The sequence below is a fragment of the Pigmentiphaga sp. NML030171 genome (assembly GCF_002188635.1).
Taxonomy (GTDB): Bacteria; Pseudomonadota; Gammaproteobacteria; order Burkholderiales; family Burkholderiaceae_B; genus Pigmentiphaga; species Pigmentiphaga daeguensis.
In genome coordinates this window covers 234,914-255,426 of record NZ_NINX01000035.1, presented here as the reverse complement: position 1 = coordinate 255,426, position 20,513 = coordinate 234,914, and the positions used below count along the sequence as shown (strand labels likewise).

Annotated in this window: 19 protein-coding genes; 5 read left to right on the top strand and 14 right to left on the bottom strand. The window is 68.7% G+C overall.

The genetic code is table 11. The features are described 5' to 3' along the window. Window positions 1-3 precede the first annotated feature (3 nt). Window positions 4-852, bottom strand: a complete 849-nt coding sequence (locus CDO46_RS15910) for a 3',5'-nucleoside bisphosphate phosphatase (RefSeq protein ID WP_165963207.1) — start codon at window positions 850-852, stop codon at window positions 4-6. Continuing rightward, window positions 849-1,664 (bottom strand): alpha/beta fold hydrolase, encoded by an 816-nt coding sequence (locus tag CDO46_RS15905; protein ID WP_254914617.1) that lies wholly within the window; start codon window positions 1,662-1,664, stop codon window positions 849-851. Before CDO46_RS15905 ends, CDO46_RS15910 begins: the two co-directional genes overlap by 4 nt. Window positions 1,665-1,950: 286 nt before the next feature. Between CDO46_RS15905 and CDO46_RS15900 the strand changes: the two genes are divergently transcribed. Further along, entirely contained in the window at window positions 1,951-3,639 is a 1,689-nt protein-coding gene (locus CDO46_RS15900) for an acyl-CoA synthetase (RefSeq protein WP_087839438.1), read from the top strand. On the opposite strand, the gene CDO46_RS15895 is transcribed toward CDO46_RS15900, so the two are convergent. Beyond that, a complete protein-coding gene (locus CDO46_RS15895) occupies window positions 3,569-4,396 on the bottom strand; it encodes a ferritin-like domain-containing protein (protein WP_087839437.1) in 828 nt (275 codons plus the stop codon). The genes CDO46_RS15900 and CDO46_RS15895 overlap by 71 nt on opposite strands. Window positions 4,397-4,463: 67 nt before the next feature. Between CDO46_RS15895 and hslO the strand changes: the two genes are divergently transcribed. Both hslO and CDO46_RS15885 read left to right on the top strand, forming a co-directional pair. Then, complete coding sequence (hslO, locus tag CDO46_RS15890; RefSeq protein WP_087839436.1) at window positions 4,464-5,396, top strand: Hsp33 family molecular chaperone HslO; 933 nt, start codon at window positions 4,464-4,466, stop codon at window positions 5,394-5,396. Window positions 5,397-5,492: 96 nt separating this feature from the next. Then, window positions 5,493-6,197 carry a TadE/TadG family type IV pilus assembly protein gene (locus CDO46_RS15885; protein WP_087839435.1) on the top strand — a complete coding sequence of 235 codons (705 nt, stop codon included), beginning with the start codon at window positions 5,493-5,495 and terminating at the stop codon, window positions 6,195-6,197. Window positions 6,198-6,261: 64 nt separating this feature from the next. On the opposite strand, the gene ftsB is transcribed toward CDO46_RS15885, so the two are convergent. The 7 genes from ftsB to CDO46_RS15850 form a co-directional block, all read right to left on the bottom strand. Further along, the gene (ftsB, locus tag CDO46_RS15880) at window positions 6,262-6,609 is read right to left on the bottom strand and encodes a cell division protein FtsB (protein WP_087839434.1); all 348 of its coding nucleotides are present in this window, start codon (window positions 6,607-6,609) and stop codon (window positions 6,262-6,264) included. Between the two features lie 49 nt (window positions 6,610-6,658). Then, complete coding sequence (gene eno / locus CDO46_RS15875) at window positions 6,659-7,942, bottom strand: phosphopyruvate hydratase (protein ID WP_087839433.1); 1,284 nt, start codon at window positions 7,940-7,942, stop codon at window positions 6,659-6,661. A 22-nt stretch (window positions 7,943-7,964) separates the two neighbouring features. Then, window positions 7,965-8,852, bottom strand: coding sequence for a 3-deoxy-8-phosphooctulonate synthase (kdsA, locus tag CDO46_RS15870; protein WP_087839432.1), 888 nt, complete (start codon window positions 8,850-8,852; stop codon window positions 7,965-7,967). Window positions 8,853-8,868: 16 nt separating this feature from the next. Continuing rightward, complete coding sequence (locus CDO46_RS15865) at window positions 8,869-10,527, bottom strand: CTP synthase (RefSeq protein WP_087839431.1); 1,659 nt, start codon at window positions 10,525-10,527, stop codon at window positions 8,869-8,871. A gap of 199 nt (window positions 10,528-10,726) precedes the next feature. After that, window positions 10,727-11,401, bottom strand: a complete 675-nt coding sequence (locus CDO46_RS15860) for a hypothetical protein (RefSeq protein WP_132980019.1) — start codon at window positions 11,399-11,401, stop codon at window positions 10,727-10,729. Then, window positions 11,385-12,047, bottom strand: coding sequence for a 3-oxoacid CoA-transferase subunit B (locus CDO46_RS15855; protein ID WP_087839429.1), 663 nt, complete (start codon window positions 12,045-12,047; stop codon window positions 11,385-11,387). The genes CDO46_RS15860 and CDO46_RS15855 overlap by 17 nt, the downstream gene beginning before the upstream one ends. A 46-nt stretch (window positions 12,048-12,093) precedes the next feature. Then, window positions 12,094-12,786, bottom strand: a complete 693-nt coding sequence (locus CDO46_RS15850) for a CoA transferase subunit A (RefSeq protein ID WP_087839428.1) — start codon at window positions 12,784-12,786, stop codon at window positions 12,094-12,096. A gap of 159 nt (window positions 12,787-12,945) precedes the next feature. Between CDO46_RS15850 and CDO46_RS15845 the strand changes: the two genes are divergently transcribed. Next, window positions 12,946-14,574, top strand: coding sequence for an electron transfer flavoprotein-ubiquinone oxidoreductase (locus tag CDO46_RS15845; protein WP_087839546.1), 1,629 nt, complete (start codon window positions 12,946-12,948; stop codon window positions 14,572-14,574). Window positions 14,575-14,585: 11 nt separating this feature from the next. On the opposite strand, the gene CDO46_RS15840 is transcribed toward CDO46_RS15845, so the two are convergent. From CDO46_RS15840 to CDO46_RS15825, 4 genes are read right to left on the bottom strand one after another with little or no spacing between them, the layout of a single operon-like run. Continuing rightward, window positions 14,586-15,407 carry a heme ABC transporter ATP-binding protein gene (locus tag CDO46_RS15840; protein ID WP_217896317.1) on the bottom strand — a complete coding sequence of 274 codons (822 nt, stop codon included), beginning with the start codon at window positions 15,405-15,407 and terminating at the stop codon, window positions 14,586-14,588. Further along, window positions 15,404-16,510, bottom strand: coding sequence for an iron ABC transporter permease (locus CDO46_RS15835; RefSeq protein ID WP_087839427.1), 1,107 nt, complete (start codon window positions 16,508-16,510; stop codon window positions 15,404-15,406). The genes CDO46_RS15840 and CDO46_RS15835 overlap by 4 nt, the downstream gene beginning before the upstream one ends. Before the next feature lie 13 nt (window positions 16,511-16,523). After that, complete coding sequence (locus tag CDO46_RS15830) at window positions 16,524-17,417, bottom strand: hemin ABC transporter substrate-binding protein (RefSeq protein WP_243724560.1); 894 nt, start codon at window positions 17,415-17,417, stop codon at window positions 16,524-16,526. Between the two features lie 13 nt (window positions 17,418-17,430). Continuing rightward, on the bottom strand, window positions 17,431-18,045 hold the full coding sequence (locus CDO46_RS15825; protein WP_087839425.1) for a biliverdin-producing heme oxygenase: 615 nt from the start codon (window positions 18,043-18,045) through the stop codon (window positions 17,431-17,433). Window positions 18,046-18,296: 251 nt separating this feature from the next. Here CDO46_RS15825 and CDO46_RS15820 point away from each other — a divergent pair, with 251 nt between their 5' ends. After that, the gene (locus CDO46_RS15820) at window positions 18,297-20,474 is read left to right on the top strand and encodes a malate synthase G (RefSeq protein ID WP_087839424.1); all 2,178 of its coding nucleotides are present in this window, start codon (window positions 18,297-18,299) and stop codon (window positions 20,472-20,474) included. Window positions 20,475-20,513: the final 39 nt, after the last annotated feature.

The following is a 20,513-nucleotide window of genomic DNA, read 5'->3' as shown; positions in this document are numbered from 1 at the left end:
AGCTCAAAACCAGTCGTGCCAGATGGGCGTCAGGTGCGCGGGCAGGGGCGGCAGGCAGCCCAGGTCTACCCGGCTTTCCTCGGGACCGTGGAAATCCGAGCCGCGCGAAGCCAGGAAGCCGTAGCGCACGGCGACCTCGGCGTACTCGCGGTATTGGTCGGGCGTATGGCTGCCGGTGACGACCTCGATGCCGACTCCGCCCAGTTGCAGGAATTCGTCGTACAGCGCATGGAACTGCAGCGGCGTGTAGGGATAGCGGCCCGGGTGGGCGATGGCAGCCACGCCGCCGGCGCCTCGTATCCACCCCACGGCATCGGGCAGCGTGGCCCAGCGCATGGGCACGTAGCCGGGCTTGCCTTCCACCAGGTAGTTCTGGAAGACCTCGCCCACGTCCTTGCACACGCCGCGCTCGACCAGGAAACGCGCGAAATGGGTGCGGCTGATGAGTTGCGGGTTGCCGACATGGACCAGCGCCCCCTCGAAGGCGCCCGGGATGCCGACCGCTGCCAGTTGCGCCGCCATTTCGCGGGCGCGGCGCTCGCGGCCGGAACGGGTGTCGCGCAGCCCCTCGACCAGGACCGCGTCATCGGGATCGACGCCCAGGCCCACGATGTGGACCGTTTCGCCGGCCCAGGTGACCGAGATTTCCACCCCCGGGACGAAGCGCATCCCCAGTTCCCGCGAGGCCGCCGCGGCCTCGTGCAGTCCGCCGACCTCGTCGTGGTCTGTCAGCGCCAGCACGTCGACGCCGTTGCGGCGTGCACGCGCCGCCAGGCCGGCCGGCGGCAGCATGCCGTCCGACACCTGGGAGTGGCAGTGCAGATCGACGTTCAGGGCGGGTTCCATGTTCACATTGTAGGACGGCCGTCCGGCACCGTCGCCGCCCGCGCCAGGAAATCTGCTACGAGTTGCGCCACCTCGTCCGGACGCTCCTGATGCAGCATGTGGCCGGCATCCTCCACCAGCGCCCGTTGCAGCGAAGCAACGCAGGCCAGCCTGTCCTCGTAGCCCGGTTCGGCCCAAGCCCTGGCGCGGACGGCGCTGTCTGCCGCCTCGACCCACAGCACCGGCGCCGCGATCCCGCGCCAGCAGGCCAGCACCTCCTCCAGCCGATAAAGAACGCGATTGACGATCTTGTGGGCGGGATCGGCGCGCAGCCGCCACCGTTCCCCGTCGGGGCAGCCGTTCTCGCGGGCCAGGAAAAGCGCTTTACCGGCGTCCAGCCCGGGATTGTCCCGCATCAGGCGCTGGGCGTAGGTTTGCGGACTGTCGTAGTCCGCCAGCCGCGCGCCGGCCGCGATCTGGTCCAACCACTGGCGCAGCCTGCCCGGCGCCGCCTCGGCCGGCTGCGCCGCCAGGCCCAGCCCTTCCAGGTTGACCACTGCCGCCACCCGGTCGGGGCGCACGCCGGCATACAGCATCGCCATGTTGCCGCCCATGCTGTGTCCCAGCAGCAAAAGCGGGCCGGAAGGCGAAAGATGACGGCAAAAAGCGTCGAGATCGCCCAGGTATTCGCCCACCTCGTAGGAATCTCCCCCACCCCATTGCGTCCTGCCGAAGCCGCGCCAGTCTGGCGCCACGATATGGAACCTGCGAGCCAGCCGGTCGGCCACGAACTGGAACGAAGCCGACGAGTCCATCCAGCCGTGAAGGGCCAGCAGCAACGGGGCGCCATTGTCGCCCCAATGACGAAAATGGTGACGCAAACCCCGAACTTCCAGATACTCCGATCGCGGGGCGACTAGCGGCTCGTACATGATCATTTATCGACAATTAGGGGAAATTGAGGGAAAACCCGCGAAAAACGCGGGCCGGAGTGGTGCCCTGCTCCTGCGCCGGCAGCACCAAAGCCATTGCGGTTATCGGTCAGGTCAGTAATGATTGCCATATAACGCAGCAAACCCCGTCCGCCGACCTGGCCGGACCAGATCCTGAATCCAGCGGAGGGTTATGGAAGACCAGTACCAGGCACTCTACACCACGTTCCGTTGGTGGGTCCCGCAACGCCTGAACATCGCCGATGTCTGCTGCCGCCGCTGGACCGTCACCAGCGCCGATGCCCGCCGCATCGCGATCTACGCGGAAGATGCCGAAGGACGGCGCGAAGTCTGGACCTACGGCCGCCTGCACGAATACGCCAACCGTTTCTCCAATGGCCTGCGCCGCATGGGCGTGCAACGCGGCGACCGCGTGGCCATCGCCCTGCCCCAGCGCCCCGAAGCCATCGTCGCCCATATCGCCGTCTACCAGATGGGCGCCATCACCGTTCCGCTGTCGGTCGCGCTGAACGCCCAGACCTACGAACAGCGGCTGCGCGACAGCGAAGCCCGGATCGCCATCGTCGACGGCGCCGCGGCCGCGGCACTGCTGCCGGCCACCGAGCATTGCCCCCTGCTGCGCCAGACGGTCGGCATCGACCTGGACGACGAGCGGGTCCTTTCCTGGCGCACGCTGCTCGCTCGCCAGGAAAGCGCCTTCGACATGCATCCCACCTCGGCCTCGGACCCCGCGCTGCTGCTTTATACGGCGGGCGCGGGCAGCGTGCCCAAGGGCGTGGTCCTGCCCCATGCCACCCTGATAGGCAACCTGCCCGGCTTCGTGGCCGCCCAGAACTGGTTTCCCCAGCCTGCCGACGTCCTGTGGACGGCATCCGAATGGGGCAGCCCCCACGGCCTGTTCGGCGCGGTCCTGCCGGGCCTGTATTTCGGCCAGCCGATGGTGGGTATGCGCCGGCCGCCGGATCCCGAAGCCACGTTCGCCCTGCTGGAACGCTACCGCGTCACCAACGTCGCCCTTACCACCCGCGACCTGCGGCGGCTGCTCAAGGCCGTGCCGCGCCCCGCGGAACGCCATCGGCTGGCCCTGCGCGCCATCACGGCCACCGATACCTCGCTCGGCGCGGCGCTGTTCGAACAATGCAGGGCCGCGCTGGGGATCGAACCCAACGAAACCTTCAGCCAGGTCGAGATCGGCACGATCATCGGCCAAAGCAGCCAGAAATGGCCCGCCCGGGCGGGCAGCCTGGGCAAGCCCTACCCCGGCCACCAGATCGCCATCGTCGACGCGCTGGGCCGGCCGGTCGCCACCGGAGAACACGGCGAGATCGCCGTCAATCGCTACGACATCCACGGCCATCCCGATCCTTCCTTCTTCGCCGGCTACTGGCGGGGCGAGGAAACCGGGCGCCCGGTCAGCGGCACCTGGCACCGCACGGGCGACCTTGCCCGGCAGGATGCCGACGGCTACCTGTGGTACGTGGGACGCCTGGACGAGATGTTCCAGCTGGGCAACCGCCTGGTCGCGCCGGGACCGATCGAGGACTGTCTGACCCGGCACCCCGACGTGGCCGAGGCGGTGGTCGTGCCGACGCCGGATGGCAGCGGCATCAAGGCCTATGTCGTCGCCCAGGCTGTGCCGGAACAGGACAAGGCCGCCCGCGAGGCAGCCCTGCGGGAGGCCCTGCTGGCGCATGCCTGCGGCCAGTTGGGCACGGACGGCGCGCCCAAGGACATCGAATTCGTCGAAGCCCTGCCGCTGACGCCGTCCGGCAAGATCCGGCGCCAGGCGCTCAGGCAGATCGAGGACGATCGCGGCCGGAAATGGCCGACTGCTCCAGCGAGCGCAGCTCCGCTTCCGTGAAGCCGGCCGCCCGGCGGGCGGGAAGATTGAACGGCCCGAACTGCCCCGGCGCGTCATGGCGCCGGGCCAGCACCGCGTAATGGTCCACGGGATCGACGCCCTCGCGCTCGCACAGATACCGGTACCAGCGATTGCCGATGGCCACGTGGCCGATCTCGTCGCGCAGGATGATGTCCAGGATGCCGGCCGCCGCCTCGTCCCCGGCCCCCGCCAGCTTGGCCCGTATCGCCGGGCTCACGTCCAGGCCCCGGGCTTCCAGCGTGCGCGGCACCAGCGCCATCCGGGCCAGCGGATCGAGCCGGGTCCGCTCGGCCATCTGCCATAGCCCGTCGTGGGCCGGAAAATCGCCGTAGGCGTGGCCCAGGATGCGCAGGTGGTCGGCCAGCAGCGAGAAATGCAGGGCTTCCTCGCCGGCGACCTTGAGCCAGTCCAGGTAGTACTCGTCCGGCATGCCGGCGAAACGCCAGACCGCATCCAGCGCGAGGTTGATCGCGTTGAACTCGATGTGGGCCAGTGCGTGCAGCAGCGCCGCCCGCGCCTCGACCGAGGCCACTCCCCGTCCCGGCACGTCGCGCGGCGACACCAGCGGCGGCCGCGCCGGCCGGCCGGGCACTCCCACGGGCTCTTGCAAGACGCGGCCGGCGTCCACATATACAGGCGTGGCTGCCAATTCGCGGGTGCCGGCGGCCTTCCCGGCGGGATCATCCAGGACCAGCAGCGCGCAGGCGGCCTGCCGCAGTTCCAATTCAGCAGTCATGGGGTGCATTGTAGAATGGCCGGTCCAGGCGCCCGCTGCTGCCCCATTTTTTTCCGAGGAAGCCGTCTTGTCCGACCAACTCAAGAAATACCTGTTCGAGGACCAGACGGTCCGGGCCGAAGTCGTGTCCATACGCGATACCTGGAGGGAAATCCAGGCACGGCACGACTATCCGCCCGCCATCCAGAAGCTGCTCGGCGAACTCGTCGCGGCCAGCGCGCTGCTGGCCGCCAACATCAAGTTCAACGGCACCGTGGTGCTGCAATTGCAGGGCGACGGCCCCATCGGCCTGGTCGTCGTGGAATGCCACGCCGACCTGGGCATGCGGGCGACCGTCAAGCTGCGCGAAGGCCACGCGGTACCTGACGACGGCACGTTCCAGAGCCTGCTGAACCCCCACGGCGGCGGCCGCTTCTCGGTGGTGCTGGATCCGCAGGACCGCCTGCCCGGCCAACAACCCTACCAGGGCATCGTCGCCCTGCAGGGCGAATCGGTGGCCCAGGCGCTGGAACACTACATGCTGGCCTCCGAGCAGTTGCAGACGCGCATCTGGCTCGCCGCCGACACCGGCTGCGCCGCCGGCGTGCTGCTGCAACAGTTGCCCCGCCAGGGCGGCAAGACGACGACCGACCCCGCGCCGGCCTCGGTCGCGGAAGACACCTGGGAACGCGCGCAGATCCTGGCCGAGACGATCAAGTCCGAGGAATTGCTGACGCTGACGCCCGACGCGCTGATCCGGCGCCTGTACTGGCAGGAGACCCTGCGCACCTTCGAGCCGGCGGGCGTGTCGTACCGCTGCACCTGCTCGCGCGAAAAAGTGGCCGACGTGCTGCTGCGCCTGGGCAAGGAGGAAATCGACGACATCCTGGCCGAGCAGGGCCGCGTCCAGATCAACTGCGACTACTGCGTGAAGAGCTTCGAGTTCGATCCGGTCGACTGCGCGGAACTGTTCGCCAACGCGTCGGCCAAGGTGCGGCACCAGAGCGAGGCCCGGCACTAGAGCCGGAACCAGGCGGCGGCGGTCCGCCGTGGTTCCCACAATCGACGTGCCGGCCGCGCGCAGGCACGCTGGAGGGCCCGCAATGACCCTCCGCCCATGCCTTCCCTGCTTTCCCAGCGCGGCGCCGCCATGGCCGAATTCACGGTCGTCGCCATCCCCCTGCTATTGACGGGCCTGGGGGCCTTCGAAACGGGCCGCTGGCTGCTGACACGCCAGGCCGTCGGCTATGCCCTGTTCGAGGCCGCCCGGGCCGGAACGGCGGCGCATGCCGATCCGGCCGCCATGGCCCAGGCTTTCGAACGCGCCCTGTCCCCCGCCTTGGGCACCCCCGCCCTGGCCAGTCCGGGCGACCAGTCGGCCGCGGCAAGGGCACGCATGGCGGGCTGGGCCCGCCATCATGGCCTGCCGATGGCGCGGATCGAACAACTCAGCCCGACTGCCGCCAGCTTCCAGGACTTCCCGGCCGGACGCGCGGCGGGACCGCGCGAACTCGACTACGACTATCAGCGCCTGCACCACGACACCGTCTACTTTTCGCGCTACCGCGGCGGCATCGGCCCACGCTCGGGCCAGACGCTGTTCGACGCGAATACGCTCGTGCTCCGGCTGACCTACCTGCACGCCCCCTACCTGCCGGGCATGCGCGCGCTGCTGCGGTCGCTGGCGAACGCTTCGGAAACCGATGATTACGTCAGGCGGGCCCGCGCCGCGGGGCTGCTGGTGATACGCCGCGAGATCGCCATGCCCATGCAGTCGGCGGCACGCGAGCACGGCAGGAACCGGGACATCCTGGCGCCGTAGGGTCTGTTCCCGCTAAAGGCCGCTCGCACAGGCCGGGAATGGGCCCTGTGAATGGTCCCTGGCGTCAGCGCCGGTCGGGTGTGGAAGCCGCCGGCCGGGCGGCCGGCTGGGCGGCGCTGGCCGGCACGGTGCCGGCCGGCGGGGTGTCGACGATCTGCACGAAGGCCTCGTTCTGGCGCAGCATGCCGAGCTCGTAGCGGGCCCGCTCCTCGATGGCGTCGGTCCCGCTCTTCAGGTCGCGCACTTCGGCGTCGAGCGCGACGTTGCGCGTGCGCAGCTCGTCATTGGTATGGCGCTGGGCGTCGAGCTGGCGCTCGAGTTCCCAGGTGCGCAACCAACCGCCCTTGCCCAGCCAGAGCGGATACTGGATCAGCACCAGCAACAGGGCGATTATCAGCGTGAGCAGGCGCATGGAGGCTCTTCCGTGGACCGCGCCGCACAAGGCGGCGCGGCCGCGCGCATCAGCGCAGGTTGTAGAAAGCCTCGCGGCCGGGGTAGTGGGCGACGTCGCCCAGGTCTTCCTCGATCCGCAGCAGCTGGTTGTACTTGGCCATGCGGTCCGAGCGCGACATCGAGCCGGTCTTGATCTGCAGCGCGTTGGTGGCGACGGCGATGTCGGCGATGGTCGTATCCTCGGTCTCGCCCGAGCGATGCGACACCACGGCCGTGTAGCCGGCACGCTTGGCCATCTCGATCGCCGCGAAAGTCTCCGTCAACGTGCCGATCTGGTTGATCTTGATCAGGATCGAGTTGGCGATGCGCTGCTCGATGCCGCGCTTGAGGATGCTGGTGTTGGTGACGAACAGGTCGTCGCCCACCAGTTGCACCTTCTTGCCCAGTTGCTCGGTCAGGTACTTCCAGCCGTCCCAGTCGTTCTCGGCCATGCCGTCCTCGATCGAGACGATGGGGTACTTGTCGCACCAGGTGGCCAGCATGTGGGTCAGTTCCTGGGCGCTCAGGGTCACGCCCTCGCCTTCCAGGTGGTACTTGCCGTCGCGGAAGAATTCCGAGCTGGCGCAGTCCAGGCCCAGGGCGATCTGGCTGCCGGGCTCGTAGCCGGCCTTCTCGATGGCCTGCAGCACGAGCTGGATGGCCGCCTCGTGGTTCTCGACGTTGGGAGCGAAGCCGCCCTCGTCGCCCACCGCGGTGGACATGCCCTTGTCATGGATGAGTTTCTTCAGCGCGTGGAACACCTCGGCGCCCATGCGCAGCGATTCGCGGAAGCTGCTGGCGCCCACCGGCAGGATCATGAATTCCTGCATGTCGAGGTTGTTGTTGGCGTGCGCGCCCCCGTTGATGACGTTCATCATCGGGACGGGCATGCTCATCGCGCCGCTGCCGCCGAAGTAGCGGTACAGGGGCAGGCTGCATTCCTCGGCGGCGGCCTTGGCCACGGCCATGCTGACGGCCAGCATGGCGTTGGCGCCCAGGCGCTCCTTGTTCTCGGTGCCGTCCAGTTCGATCAGCGTGCGGTCCAGGAACGCCTGCTCCTGCGCATCCAGGCCCATCAGCGCTTCGGCGATCTCGGTGTTGACGTTCTCGACGGCCTTGAGCACGCCCTTGCCCAGGTAGCGCGACTTGTCGCCGTCGCGCAGCTCGATGGCTTCGCGCGCGCCGGTGGACGCGCCCGACGGCACGGCGGCGCGGCCCATCGCGCCCGATTCCAGCAGCACGTCGCACTCCACGGTGGGATTGCCGCGGGAGTCGATGATCTCGCGCCCGATGATGTCTACGATTGCGCTCATAGGAGTCCAGTCTCTAGAAAAGTTATTGGAAATCGTTTTCGAGGAACCCGTGACGCTTGGTCACGCGGTCGAGTTCTATCAGCGATGCCAGCAGGTCGCCCATGCGCGCCAGCGGCACGGCGTTGGGCCCGTCGGACTTGGCATGCGCCGGATCCGGGTGCGTTTCCATGAACAGGCCCGACACGCCCACGGCCACCGCCGCCCGCGCCAGCACCGGCACGAATTCGCGCTGCCCGCCGGACGTCGTGCCCTGCCCGCCGGGCAGTTGCACCGAATGCGTGGCGTCGAACACGACGGGGCAATCCGTCTCGCGCATGATAGCGAGCGAGCGCATGTCCGACACGAGATTGTTGTAGCCAAACGATGCACCGCGTTCGCAGACCAGGATGTTGCCGCCGTCGCCGCCGGCCTCGATGGCGGCTTCGCGGGCCTTGGCCACGACATTGACCATGTCGTGCGGCGCCAGGAACTGGCCCTTCTTGATGTTGACGGGCTTGAGCGTGGCGGCGCAGGCGCGGATGAAATCGGTCTGCCGGCACAGGAAAGCCGGCGTCTGCAGCATGTCCACCACGTCGGCCACGGGACGGGCCTGTTCGGTTTCATGCACGTCGGTCAGCACCGGCACGCCCACCTGGGCCTTCACCTCGGACAGCACCTTCAGCCCGAAATCCATGCCCATGCCGCGGAACGACTTGCTCGAGCTGCGGTTGGCCTTGTCGAACGAACTCTTGTAGATGAAGGGGATGCCGAGCTTGCCGGTCAGCTCCTTCAGGACGCCGGCCGTGTCGATCGCCATTTGCTGCGATTCGATCACGCAGGGTCCGGCGATCAGGAAGAACGGCCTGGCGAGGCCGATCTCGAAGCCGCAGATCGGGTAGCTGCGGGTCGAGGCGTGCGGGTCTTGGCTCATGGTGACCTCCAGGCGCTCAGCCCTGCTCCGCCGCCACGCGCTGCAGCTTGTGCTTGCGCGCCGCGCGGATGTAGGCCGAGAACAACGGATGGCCGTCGCGCGGCGTGGACGTGAATTCGGGGTGGAACTGCACGCCCATGAACCACGGATGATTGGGCAATTCCATCATTTCCGGCAGGCTCTCGGTGGGCGTGCGCGCGCTGATGACCATGCCGGCCTCTTCCAGCTTGGGCACGTACACGTTGTTCACCTCGTAGCGGTGGCGGTGGCGCTCGTTCACCTCGTCGCCGTAGATGTCGTGCGCCATGGTGCCGGCCTTGACCGGGCAGCGCTGCGCACCCTTGCGCATGGTGCCGCCCAGGTCGGACGTGTTGGAACGGCGCTCGACGCGGCCCTCGCGGTCCATCCACTCGGTGATCAGCGCGACCACGGGATGCAGGGTGTCCGGATCGAATTCCGTGCTGTTGGCGCCGACCAGGCCGGCCACGTGGCGGGCGAACTCGATGACCGCAAGCTGCATGCCCAGGCAGATGCCCAGGTAGGGCACGCCGTTCTCGCGGGCATAGCGGATCGCCTGGATCTTGCCCTCGGTCCCGCGCTTGCCGAAGCCGCCGGGCACCAGGATCGCATCGAACTTGCTCAGCTTGCCCACGCCTTCGCTCTCTATCTCCTCGGAGTCGATGTAGTCGACCACCACCTTGCAGCGGGTATGGATGCCGGCGTGCACCAGCGCTTCGGTCAACGACTTGTACGACTCGGTCAGGTCGACGTACTTGCCGACCATCGCGATGTGGACCTCGCCCTCGGGGTTCTCGCGGGCATGGACCAGTTGATCCCACATGGACAGGTCGGCCGGCTCGGGCTGCAACCCCAGCGTTTCGCAGACCAACTCATCCAGCCCCTGCTTGTGCAGCATGGCGGGGATCTTGTAGATGGAGTCGACGTCCCAGACCGAGATGACCGCGTCCAGCGGCACGTTCGAGAACATCGAGATCTTGGCGCGCTCGTCGTCCGGGATGGGGCGGTCGGCACGGCACAGCAGCGCATGCGGGTAGATGCCGATCTCGCGCAGCTTCTGCACCGAATGCTGCGTGGGCTTGGTCTTGAGTTCGCCGGCCGAGGCGATGAAGGGCACCAGCGTCAGGTGCACGAAGGCCGCGCCGCCGCGCCCCAGGCGCAGGCTCATCTGGCGGGCGGCTTCCAGGAAGGGCAGCGACTCGATGTCGCCCACCGTGCCGCCGATCTCGACGATGGCGACGTCGGTCTCGCCATCCCAGGCCGCCGACGCGCCGCGCGCGATGAAATCCTGGATCTCGTTGGTGATGTGGGGGATGACCTGCACGGTCTTGCCCAGGTAGTCGCCCCGGCGTTCCTTGCGCAGCACCGATTCGTAGATCTGGCCGGTGGTGAAGTTGTTCACCTTGCGCATGCGCGCCGAGATGAAGCGCTCGTAGTGGCCCAGGTCCAGGTCGGTCTCGGCGCCGTCTTCCGTGACGAAGACCTCGCCGTGCTGGAACGGGCTCATCGTGCCGGGATCAACGTTGATGTAGGGATCGAGCTTGAGGAGGGTGACTTTGAGGCCGCGCGATTCGAGGATAGCGGCCAGAGACGCGGCGGCAATGCCTTTCCCCAGGGAAGACACCACGCCACCGGTAACGAATACGTACTTGGTCATTGCCAATGGCGCCCGGTTTTTGCCGAGCGCTTGCGGGAAATTGGAATTATAGCGGGAGTTGCGAAAGCCCGCGATCCGGACACGGGTAACCTTTGGCGACAAAAAGACATAGAGCCCCCCCTACGCGCTTACGCGCGCCCCCCAGGGGGCGGCGCTGGCGGACCGGCGGAGCCGGATCCGCGGCGCCCTGGGTCTACCCCTAATACAACACGAGCGTATCCAGGGCGGGGCGGTCGCCTTCGAGGGTGCCGGTCTGGGAGGTTTCGGCGAAGAAGACCTGGCCGTCGTAGCGGCCGACGGCGTCGCGGGTGGTGCCGGTTTCGTAGTCCACGCGCGACTCTTCGGCGCGGCCGGTGCGGGCGAACAGGGTCAGTTGGCGCAGCGATTGCAGCCACCAGCGGCGCGCGGCGCGGTCGTAGGACAGGGTCAGTTCGGCCGAGGTGGATATCTCTTCCGCCTTGGAGACGCTGCGGTCCGTGACGACGACGCGCTGCTGGCGTATGGCCAGCTCCAGATTGCGGTCGGCGGGCAGGTCCACGCCGCAGGTGGCGCACGGCAGGACGAAGCCCCAGCCCGTGGCCTGGAAACCCTGGGGGCTTCTAGCCCCGATCAGCAGCGCCCGCCGCCCTTCGGCGTTGCGGTAGACCTGCGCGACGCCCTGCCCGTCCAGGCCGAGGTCCCCTTGCACTTCGCGCTCGAGCGTGAATCCGTCCGGAACGAAGGCCTCGGGCCGCGAGGCGACGGCGGGAATGGCCAGCGCCGCCGGGATGTAAGGCCCGCCAGCCTCGGCGTGCGCGGAAGCGGCCAGGGCCGACAACACCACGCTCAGGACGGCCCGCCGGGCCGTCCCGCCCCACTCAGACCGACGCGGCAACGGCGGAGGTATCCAGCTTGGCCGCGGTCTTCTCGACCACTTCCTGCACCGTGACGCCGGGCGCCAGTTCGACCAGCCTGAGCCCCTGCGGCGTGACGTCCAGCACCGCCAGGTCGGTGATGATGCGGTCCACCACGCCCACGCCGGTCAGCGGCAGCGTGCACGCCGGCAGGATCTTCAGGTCCACCGTGCCGTCCTTCTTGCGGGCCACGTGCTCCATCAGGATCACCACCCGCCCGACGCCGGCCACGAGGTCCATGGCGCCGCCCATGCCCTTGATCATCTTGCCCGGGATCATCCAGTTGGCCAGGTCGCCCTGCTCGGACACCTGCATCGCCCCCAGGATGGCCAGGTTGATCTTGCCGCCGCGGATCATGCCGAACGAGTCCGACGACGAGAAGATGGACGAACCCGGCAATGTGGTCACCGTCTGCTTGCCGGCGTTGATCAGGTCGGGATCGACCTCGTCCTCGGTGGGAAACGGCCCGATGCCCAGCAGCCCGTTCTCGGACTGCAGCCAGACCTCCAGCCCCTCGGGCACGTGATTGGCCACCAGCGTCGGCAGTCCGATGCCCAGGTTCACGTAGAAACCATCCTGCAACTCACGCGCCGCCCGCGCGGCCATCTCATCGCGAGTCCATGCCATGTCATCTCTCCTTGATATCCGTCGACCCAGAGCGCCGTGGATCCGGCTACCTTACCGTCCGTTGTTCTATGCGCTTTTCCGGGGTCGCGTTCAGGACCAGGCGGTGCACATAGATACCGGGCAGGTGGATGTGGTCCGGATCCAGTTCGCCGTTCTCGACGATGCGCTCGACCTCGGCCACCGTGACCTTGCCGGCCATCGCGGCGTTGGGGTTGAAGTTGCGGGCGGTCTTGTTGAAGATCAGGTTGCCGCTCTTGTCGGCCACCAGGGCCTTGACCAGCGCCACGTCGGGCACCAGCGAGCGTTCCATGACGTATTTCTTGCCGTCGAACTCGCGGATTTCCTTGCCTTCGGCCACCTGGGTGCCCACGCCCGTGGCGGTGAAGAAGGCCGGGATGCCGGCGCCGCCGGTGCGCAGCTTCTCGGCCAGCGTGCCCTGCGGCGTGAACTCCACTTCCAGTTCGCCCGCCAGGTACTGGCGCTCGAACTCCTTGTTTTCGCCGACGTACGAGGAAATCATCTTGCGGATCTGCCGCGTTTCCAGCAGCAGGCCGAGTCCGGCGCCATCGATGCCCGCGTTGTTGCTGATGCAGGTCAGGTTCTTGACACCGGTGTCGCGCAGCGCCGCGATCAGGGCTTCGGGTATGCCGCACAGGCCGAAACCGCCGACCGCCAGGGTCTGCCCGTCCCGCACGATGTCCGCTAGCGCTTCCCGGGCGCTGGCATAGACCTTGTTCATCGTCTTCCTCGCTAACGTGGTGGCCAACGGCCGTGATCGCTTGAAATACAATCGGGGATGATACTTCCAACTATCTTAGCTTAGCGGCGACACCGCCGGTTCCGCACCCCCACCCCACCCGGAGGAACCCTGTACATGCAAGGCAACGAACGCGAGTCGATGGAATACGACGTGGTCATCGTCGGGGGCGGGCCGGCCGGCCTGGCCACCGCGATCCGCCTCAAGCAGCTTGCTGCCGAGAAAGGCCGCGAAATCGGAGTCTGCATACTGGAGAAAGGCAGCGAGATCGGCGCCCACATCCTGTCCGGGGCCGTCATGGACCCGCGCGCGCTGACCGAGCTGATCCCCGACTGGAAGGCCAAGGGCGCGCCGCTGAACACCCCGGTCAGCGAAGACCGCTTCCTGTTCCTGTCCGAGACCGGCGCCCGCGCCACGCCGGGCTGGCTGCTGCCTGCCTGTTTCCACAACGAAGGCAACTACGTGGTCAGCCTGGGCAAGGTGGCCCGCTGGCTGGGCGAGCAGGCCGAGGCCCTGGGCGTGGACCTCTTCCCCGGCTTTGCCGCCGCCGAGATCCTCTACAACGAGGACGGCTCGGTCAAGGGCGTGGCCACGGGCGACATGGGCGTGGGTCGGGACGGCCAGCCCACCGACCAGTACCAGCCGGGCATGGAGCTGCATGCCCGCTACACGGTCTTCGCCGAAGGCTCGCGCGGCCACCTGGGCCGCCAGCTGAACGAGAAGCTCAAGCTCGATGCCGGCAAGGACCCGCAAAGCTACGGCATCGGCATCAAGGAACTCTGGGAGATCGACCCCGCCAGGCACCAGCCCGGGCTGGTCATCCATACCGCCGGCTGGCCGCTGGACGCCGATACCTACGGCGGCTCGTTCCTGTACCACCTCGAGGACAACAAGGTCGCCATCGGCCTGATCGTGGGCCTGGACTACAGCAACCCGTGGCTGTCGCCCTTCGAGGAGTTCCAGCGCTTCAAGACCCATCCCGCCATCCGCGGCTTCCTGGAAGGCGGCAAGCGCATCGCCTACGGCGCGCGCTCCATCACCGCCGGCGGCCTGCTGTCCCTGCCCCGCCTGGCCTTCCCGGGCGGCGCGCTGGTCGGCTGCGAGGCCGGTTTCCTGAACGCCTCGCGCATCAAGGGCAGCCACGCGGCCATCAAGAGCGGCATGCTGGCGGCCGAGGCCGCGTTCGAGGCCATCGAGGCGGGCCGCAGCCACGACGAGCTGGCCAGCTATCCGGCCGCCTTCGAGGCCTCCTGGCTGCACGAGGAACTGAACAAGTCGCGCAACTTCAAGCAGTGGTTCAAGAAGGGCCGCACGGTCGGCACGCTGATGACCGGCATCGAACAATGGCTGCTGCGCGGCAACTTTCCCTGGACGCTGCATCGCGACAAGCCCGACCACGTCTACCTGAAGCCCGCCGCGGAATGCCCGCGCATCGAATATCCCAAGCCCGATGGCAAGCTGACCTTCGACCGGCTGGGTTCGGTGTTCATCTCGAACACCAACCATGAGGAAAACGAGCCCATCCACCTGACGCTCAAGGACCCCTCGGTTCCGGTCGACGTCAACCTCGCGCGCTATGCCGGCCCGGAAAGCCGCTACTGCCCGGCCGGCGTCTACGAATTCGTGAAGGACGACGCCGGCATCGAACGCCTGCAGATCAACGCCCAGAACTGCGTCCACTGCAAGACCTGCGACATCAAGGACCCCACGCAGAACATCGTGTGGGTGACGCCGCAGGGGGGCGAAGGGCCGGTCTACAACGAGATGTGATGGCGGCGGCCTCAGGCCGGGCCGTGCAGCGGCCGGGTCGCCACCAGGAAGTCCTCGTCCGCCAGCCAGTGCGCCGCGTCGACGGCGAAGCACCGGCGCACGAAGTCGCGCGTCAGCACCGCGCGCGGCTCGCCGTCGGCCAGCACCCGCCCTTCCCACAGCGCCACGATGCGGTCGGCATACTGCGCCGCCAGGTTCATGTCGTGCATGGTCACGATCACCGCCGCGCCGGTGCGATGCGCGAAATCGCGGATCGCCGTGCACACCGAGTGCTGGTGATGCGGATCCAGGCTGGCGCACGGCTCGTCCAGCAGCAATAGCCTTCCGGTGCCCGAGCCGGTTTCGCCGGGCCAGATCTGCGCCAGGACCCGGGCCAGGTGCACGCGCGCCTGCTCTCCGCCCGACAGCGCCGGCATGGGCCGCTGGGCCAGGTGCGTCACCCCGGCCGCCTCCAGCGCCGCGCGGACGATGCTTTCGAGCCGCCTGCGCGGCTCGGTGCGCGCCAGGCATCCCAGGTGCACGACCTCGTCGACCGTAAACGGCAGGCTCAGCCCGGCCCGCTGGGGCAGCACCGCCCGCTGCCGGGCCAGCTCGCCGGCCGCCCACTGCCGCAGCGGCCGTCCCTTGAACAACACCTCGCCCGCTGCCGGCCCCAGGTCGCCCGCCATGGTCGACAGCAGCGTGGACTTCCCTGCCCCGTTCGGGCCGATCAGCATCACGATCTCGCCTTCGCCCACGGCGCAATCGATGCCGTCGAGCACCACGCGCGGATGCGGCTGGCCGGCCTGGCGACGCGCGACCGTCAATGAACGCACTTCCAGCATGTTCGTCATCCTTCGAACATCCTGCCCTTGGCCCGCAGCAGCAGGAACAGGAAGAACGGCGCCCCGATCAGCGCGGTCAGCACGCCTATGGGCAGTTCGGCCGGCGCGATGATCAGGCGGGCGACCAGGTCGGCGGCCACCGTCAACGCGGCGCCCAGCAGCGCGGCGCCGGGCAGCACGACGCGCGCGTCCGGGCCCGCCATCAGGCGTATGCAGTGGGGCGCGACCAGGCCCAGGAAGCCGATGATGCCGCAGAAGGCCACCGCCATGCCCACCGCCAGCGCGCTGAACACCACCGCCAGCGCCTTCAGGCTTTCCACGGCCACGCCCAGGTGGCGGGCCTCGGCCTCGCCCAGCGCCATCGCGTTGAGTCCGAGGCGCAGCCGCCACATGCCCGCCAGCGCCACGGCGCCGACCAGCGACACCACGCCCACGATGGGCCAGGTGGCGGGCGCCAGGCTGCCGAGGTTCCAGAAGGTCAGGTTGCGCAGTTGCTCGTCGGTCGCCATGTAGCTGGCCAGCCCGATGAGCGCCATGGCAATGGCGTTCATGGCGATCCCCGCCAGCAGCATGGCGGCCACGGATACGCCCAGCGACGTGCGGCCGATCCGGTAGACCAGCAAGGTGGTCAGCACGCCCCCGGCGAAGGCGGCGACCGGCAACAGCGCCAGTCCCATCGCCTGGGCCAGCGCGGGCCACCACAGGTTGCCGAACACGATGGCCAGCGCGACCGCCAGCGCCGCGCCGCTGGATACCCCGATCAGGCCCGGGTCGGCCAGCGGATTGCGGAACAGGCCTTGCAGCGTCGCCCCCGCCATGCCCAACAGCGCGCCCACCGCCACGCCCAGCATCACGCGCGGCAGGCGTATGGTCCACAGCACGCCCATCTGCTGGGGCTCGAACCCGCCCTGGGCCAGGCCCGCCTTGTGCAGCAGGATGGCCAGCACGTTGGACGCCGAGATGGGATAGGCGCCACGGCCGGCGGCCACCACCACCAGCGCCACCAGCAGCGCGGCCAGGACCGGGAACAGCCAGGCGGCCGGCATGCGGCCCGCACGCGCGCGGGCCCAGCCCGACGGCGGCGCGGCGGTCTCCACGCGGGAAACAGTCATTGCCGCACCGCCCTCATGCGCGCAGCGCGCCATACAGGTCCTCGACCGCCTGCGGCAGGCGCGGACCGAATCCCAGCAGCAGCACGATATCGATCAGGACCGCGCGCTGGTTCCTGCCGGCGGGCGTCATCGCCAGGCCCGGCGTGGCCAGCAGCCGCGCCCGGGCATCCGGCTCCTGGGTGCCGTCGAAGGTGCCGACGATGGCATCGGGCGCCGCGCCGGCCAGCGACTCGGCCGACAGCGGCTTGTAGTTGGCGAAGTCGCCGCCGAACACGTTGACCGCGCCCACCAGCCTGAGCATCGCGTCGGCGCCCGTGTCCCGGCCGGCCGCCATGGTATTGGCGCCATGCCGCATCAGGCACGCCACGCGCAGCGGCCGGCCGCCCGGCCCGCGCAGCGGGGCGGCCGCGATGCGCGCCTGCAATGCCTGCCAGCGCAGCGCCAGCCTGTCGGCCAGCGCCTTGCCCTCGGCCTGCCGGCCCAGCGCGGCCGCCACGGTACCGATGCGTCCCAGCACGCCTTCGAAGGTGTAGTCGCCGTCGACGTGCACCACCCTGACCCCCGCCGACTCGATCTGCCTGAGCACGGCAGGCGGCCCCGCTTCCTGCCCTGCCAGCAGCACCTGCGGCCCCAGTGACAGCACGCCCTCGGCCGACAGCGTGCGCTGGTAGCCGACCTTGGGCAGCGCCAGGGCCTGGGGCGGATAGAGGCTGCTGGTATCGACCGCCAACAATTGGGGTTGGCCACCCAGCGCGTAGACGATCTCGGTCACGCCGGCTCCCACCGACACCACGCGCGGCCCCTGGGCCCGCGGCTGGGCGGCGCGCGCCGGAGCCAGGGCTCCCAGCAGGAGACCGGCCGGCAGCGCCGCCAGCAAAGACCGGCGGCGCTGCGTCATTGTGGACATCGACATCATTCCCTCACGCGAGCGACGGCTCGCCCTTCAGATCATAGCTGCGCGCCAGCAGCACCGCGAAGCGCTCGAAGGCCGCGCCGGCCCCGGCCACCACCCGGTCCTGCTCGCCCGCGGACAGGCCGCTGCCGTCCAGCGCCTGGACGAAGCGCTTCCACGCCGCCCCGCGTCCGTCGGACGGCGCCGCGAGGTTGCGGGCGCCGAAGTTCTCGTCCAGCCCCAGCCGCTGGCCCGCCTCCTTGAGCAGGAAGGCCGCGCCCAGCTTGGAGCCCTCGGACACGTACAGCCAGCCCAGGCCCTCGGGCAATGCCATGCCCTGGCCTTGCGGCGCCTCGGCGGCCTCGGGCACGGCCTGGCCCAGGTCCCGCAGATCGGCCTGGGCCGCCGCGAGCCGCGGCCGCGTCGCCAGGTCCGGGATCAGCGCCGCGTAGGCGCTGTCGTCGTACAGCGGCTCGATGTCGCGCTGGAAAAGATACTGGGCGGCGACGAAGCGGCCGTAGTTCTCCCGGTTGTCGAATGGCTTGAGCGACATCACGAGCTTGTCGAGTTTCTCGTGCAAGGGAGCGGTTTCGGTTTTCAGGCGAAGGGCCAGCGACGACGGAGAGGCGCTTTGGAGCGACATGGATGGATACCTCGGACGGAAATGCAAAGGAGAATCGATCTCAATTACATCGAATTATGCCTGCTCGGCCGGCGTCTGTCTCGTCCCGCGCGTCCCCTTCCCCCGCATTCCCTCTTCCCACGCAAAGCAATTGTGACTCCGGCACACGGTATTCGGGGCCCTGCGCCCGGCTCCTACGTTTATCATCGATACATCCATTGGCGCGGCCCGCGGGGCCGCCAGCACCATCAGGCATAGCCAGGAGAATCTCCATGACGGAACGCACCCATCGCCACGGCCTGCAAGTGGCGAACGAACTCGATCGCTTCATCGAACAGGAAGCCCTGCCCGGCACGGGCCTCGACGGCGATCGCTTCTGGCAAGGCTTCTCGCAGATCGTGCACGATCTCGCGCCCCGGAACCGCGCGCTGCTGGCCGAGCGCGACCGCCTGCAGGCCGAGATCGACAACTGGCACCGCGCCCACCCCGGCCCCGTCACCGACCAGGCTGCCTATCGCGCCTTCCTGGAACGCATCGGCTACCTGCAGCCCCAGCCCGAGCAGGTACGCGTCACCACCGACAACGTCGATACCGAGATCGCCGAACAGGCCGGCCCGCAACTCGTGGTGCCGGTCTCCAACCAGCGCTATGCCCTGAACGCGGCCAACGCGCGCTGGGGCAGCCTGTACGATGCCCTCTACGGCACCGACGCCCTGCCCGAGACCGGCGGCGCCGAACGCGGCTCCGGCTACAACCCGGCGCGCGGCCAGGCCGTCATCGCCCGCGCCCGTGCCTTCCTCGACCAGGCCGCGCCGCTGGCCCAGGGCTCACATGCAGACGCCACCGACTACTCGGTGCGCGACGGCAGGCTCGTGGTCGCGCTCAAGCAGGGCGAGACCGGCCTGCGCCGGCCGGAACAATTCATCGGCCACCAGGGCCAGGCCCAGGCCCCCTCGGCCGTCCTGCTCAAGAACAACGGCCTGCACTTCGAGATCCAGGTCGACCGCACCAGCCAGATCGGCGCCACCGACGCCGCCGGCGTCAAGGACGTCGTGCTGGAAGCGGCCATCACCACCATCATGGACTGCGAAGACTCCGTCGCCGCGGTCGACACCGAGGACAAGGTCAAGATCTACCGCAACTGGCTGGGCCTGAACAGGGGCGACCTGACCGAGGAAGTCACCAAGAACGGCAAGACCTTCACCCGCCGCCTGAACCCCGACCGCCAATACACCGCCGCCGACGGCTCGACGCTGACCCTGCACGGGCGCTCGCTGATGTTCGTGCGCCACGTCGGCCACCTGATGACCAACCCCGCCGTGCTCGACAAGGACGGCAACGAGATCCCGGAAGGCATCCTGGACGCCGTCGTGGCCACGCTGGCCTCGCTGCCCGACCTGAAGATCCGCCGCAACTCGCGCAAGGGCTCGTTCTACGTGGTCAAGCCCAAGATGCACGGCCCCGCCGAAGTCGCCTTCGCCAGCGAACTGTTCGACCGCGTCGAGGACCTGCTGGGCCTGCCGCGCCACGCGATGAAGATGGGCATCATGGACGAGGAACGCCGCACCAGCGTCAACCTCAAGGCCTGCATCGCGGCCGCCAGCCCCCGCGTGGCCTTCATCAACACCGGCTTCCTGGACCGCACCGGCGACGAAATCCACACCGCCATGGAAGCCGGTCCCATGCTGCGCAAGGGCGACATGAAGGCCTCGGCCTGGATCGCCGCCTACGAGCGCAGCAATGTGCTGATCGGCCTGGACGCCGGCCTGCGCGGCCGCGCCCAGATCGGCAAGGGCATGTGGGCCATGCCGGACCTGATGGCCGCCATGCTGGAACAGAAGATCGCCCATCCCAAGGCGGGCGCCAACACCGCCTGGGTCCCTTCGCCCACCGCCGCCACCCTGCACGCCATGCACTACCACCAGGTGGACGTGCAGGCCGTCCAGCAGGAACTGGAAAAGACCCGGCTCGGAACGGTCAGCCAGGAACTCCTGCAAGGCCTCCTGACCGTCCCCGTCGGCGACCCCGCCGCCTGGTCGCCCGCCGACATCCAGCAGGAACTCGAGAACAACGCGCAAGGCATCCTGGGCTACGTGGTCCGCTGGATCGACCAGGGCGTGGGCTGCTCCAAGGTGCCCGACATCCACAACGTCGGCCTGATGGAAGACCGCGCCACCCTGCGCATCTCCAGCCAGCACATCGCCAACTGGCTGCGCCACGGCATCACCAACGAAGCCCAGGTCCGCGATGTGCTCAAGCGCATGGCCAAGGTGGTCGACCAGCAGAACGCCGGCGATCCGCTGTACGAACCCATGTCCGGCAACGAAGAAACCTCCCTGGCCTTCCAGGCCGCCTCCGCCCTGGTCTTCGAAGGCCGCAGCCAGCCCAACGGCTACACCGAACCGCTGCTGCACGCCTACCGCGCGAAGAAGAAGGCGCAGGCCCGCTAGCCGCTCATCATGCCCACCCCGCGCGGCTCATGTCCGGCC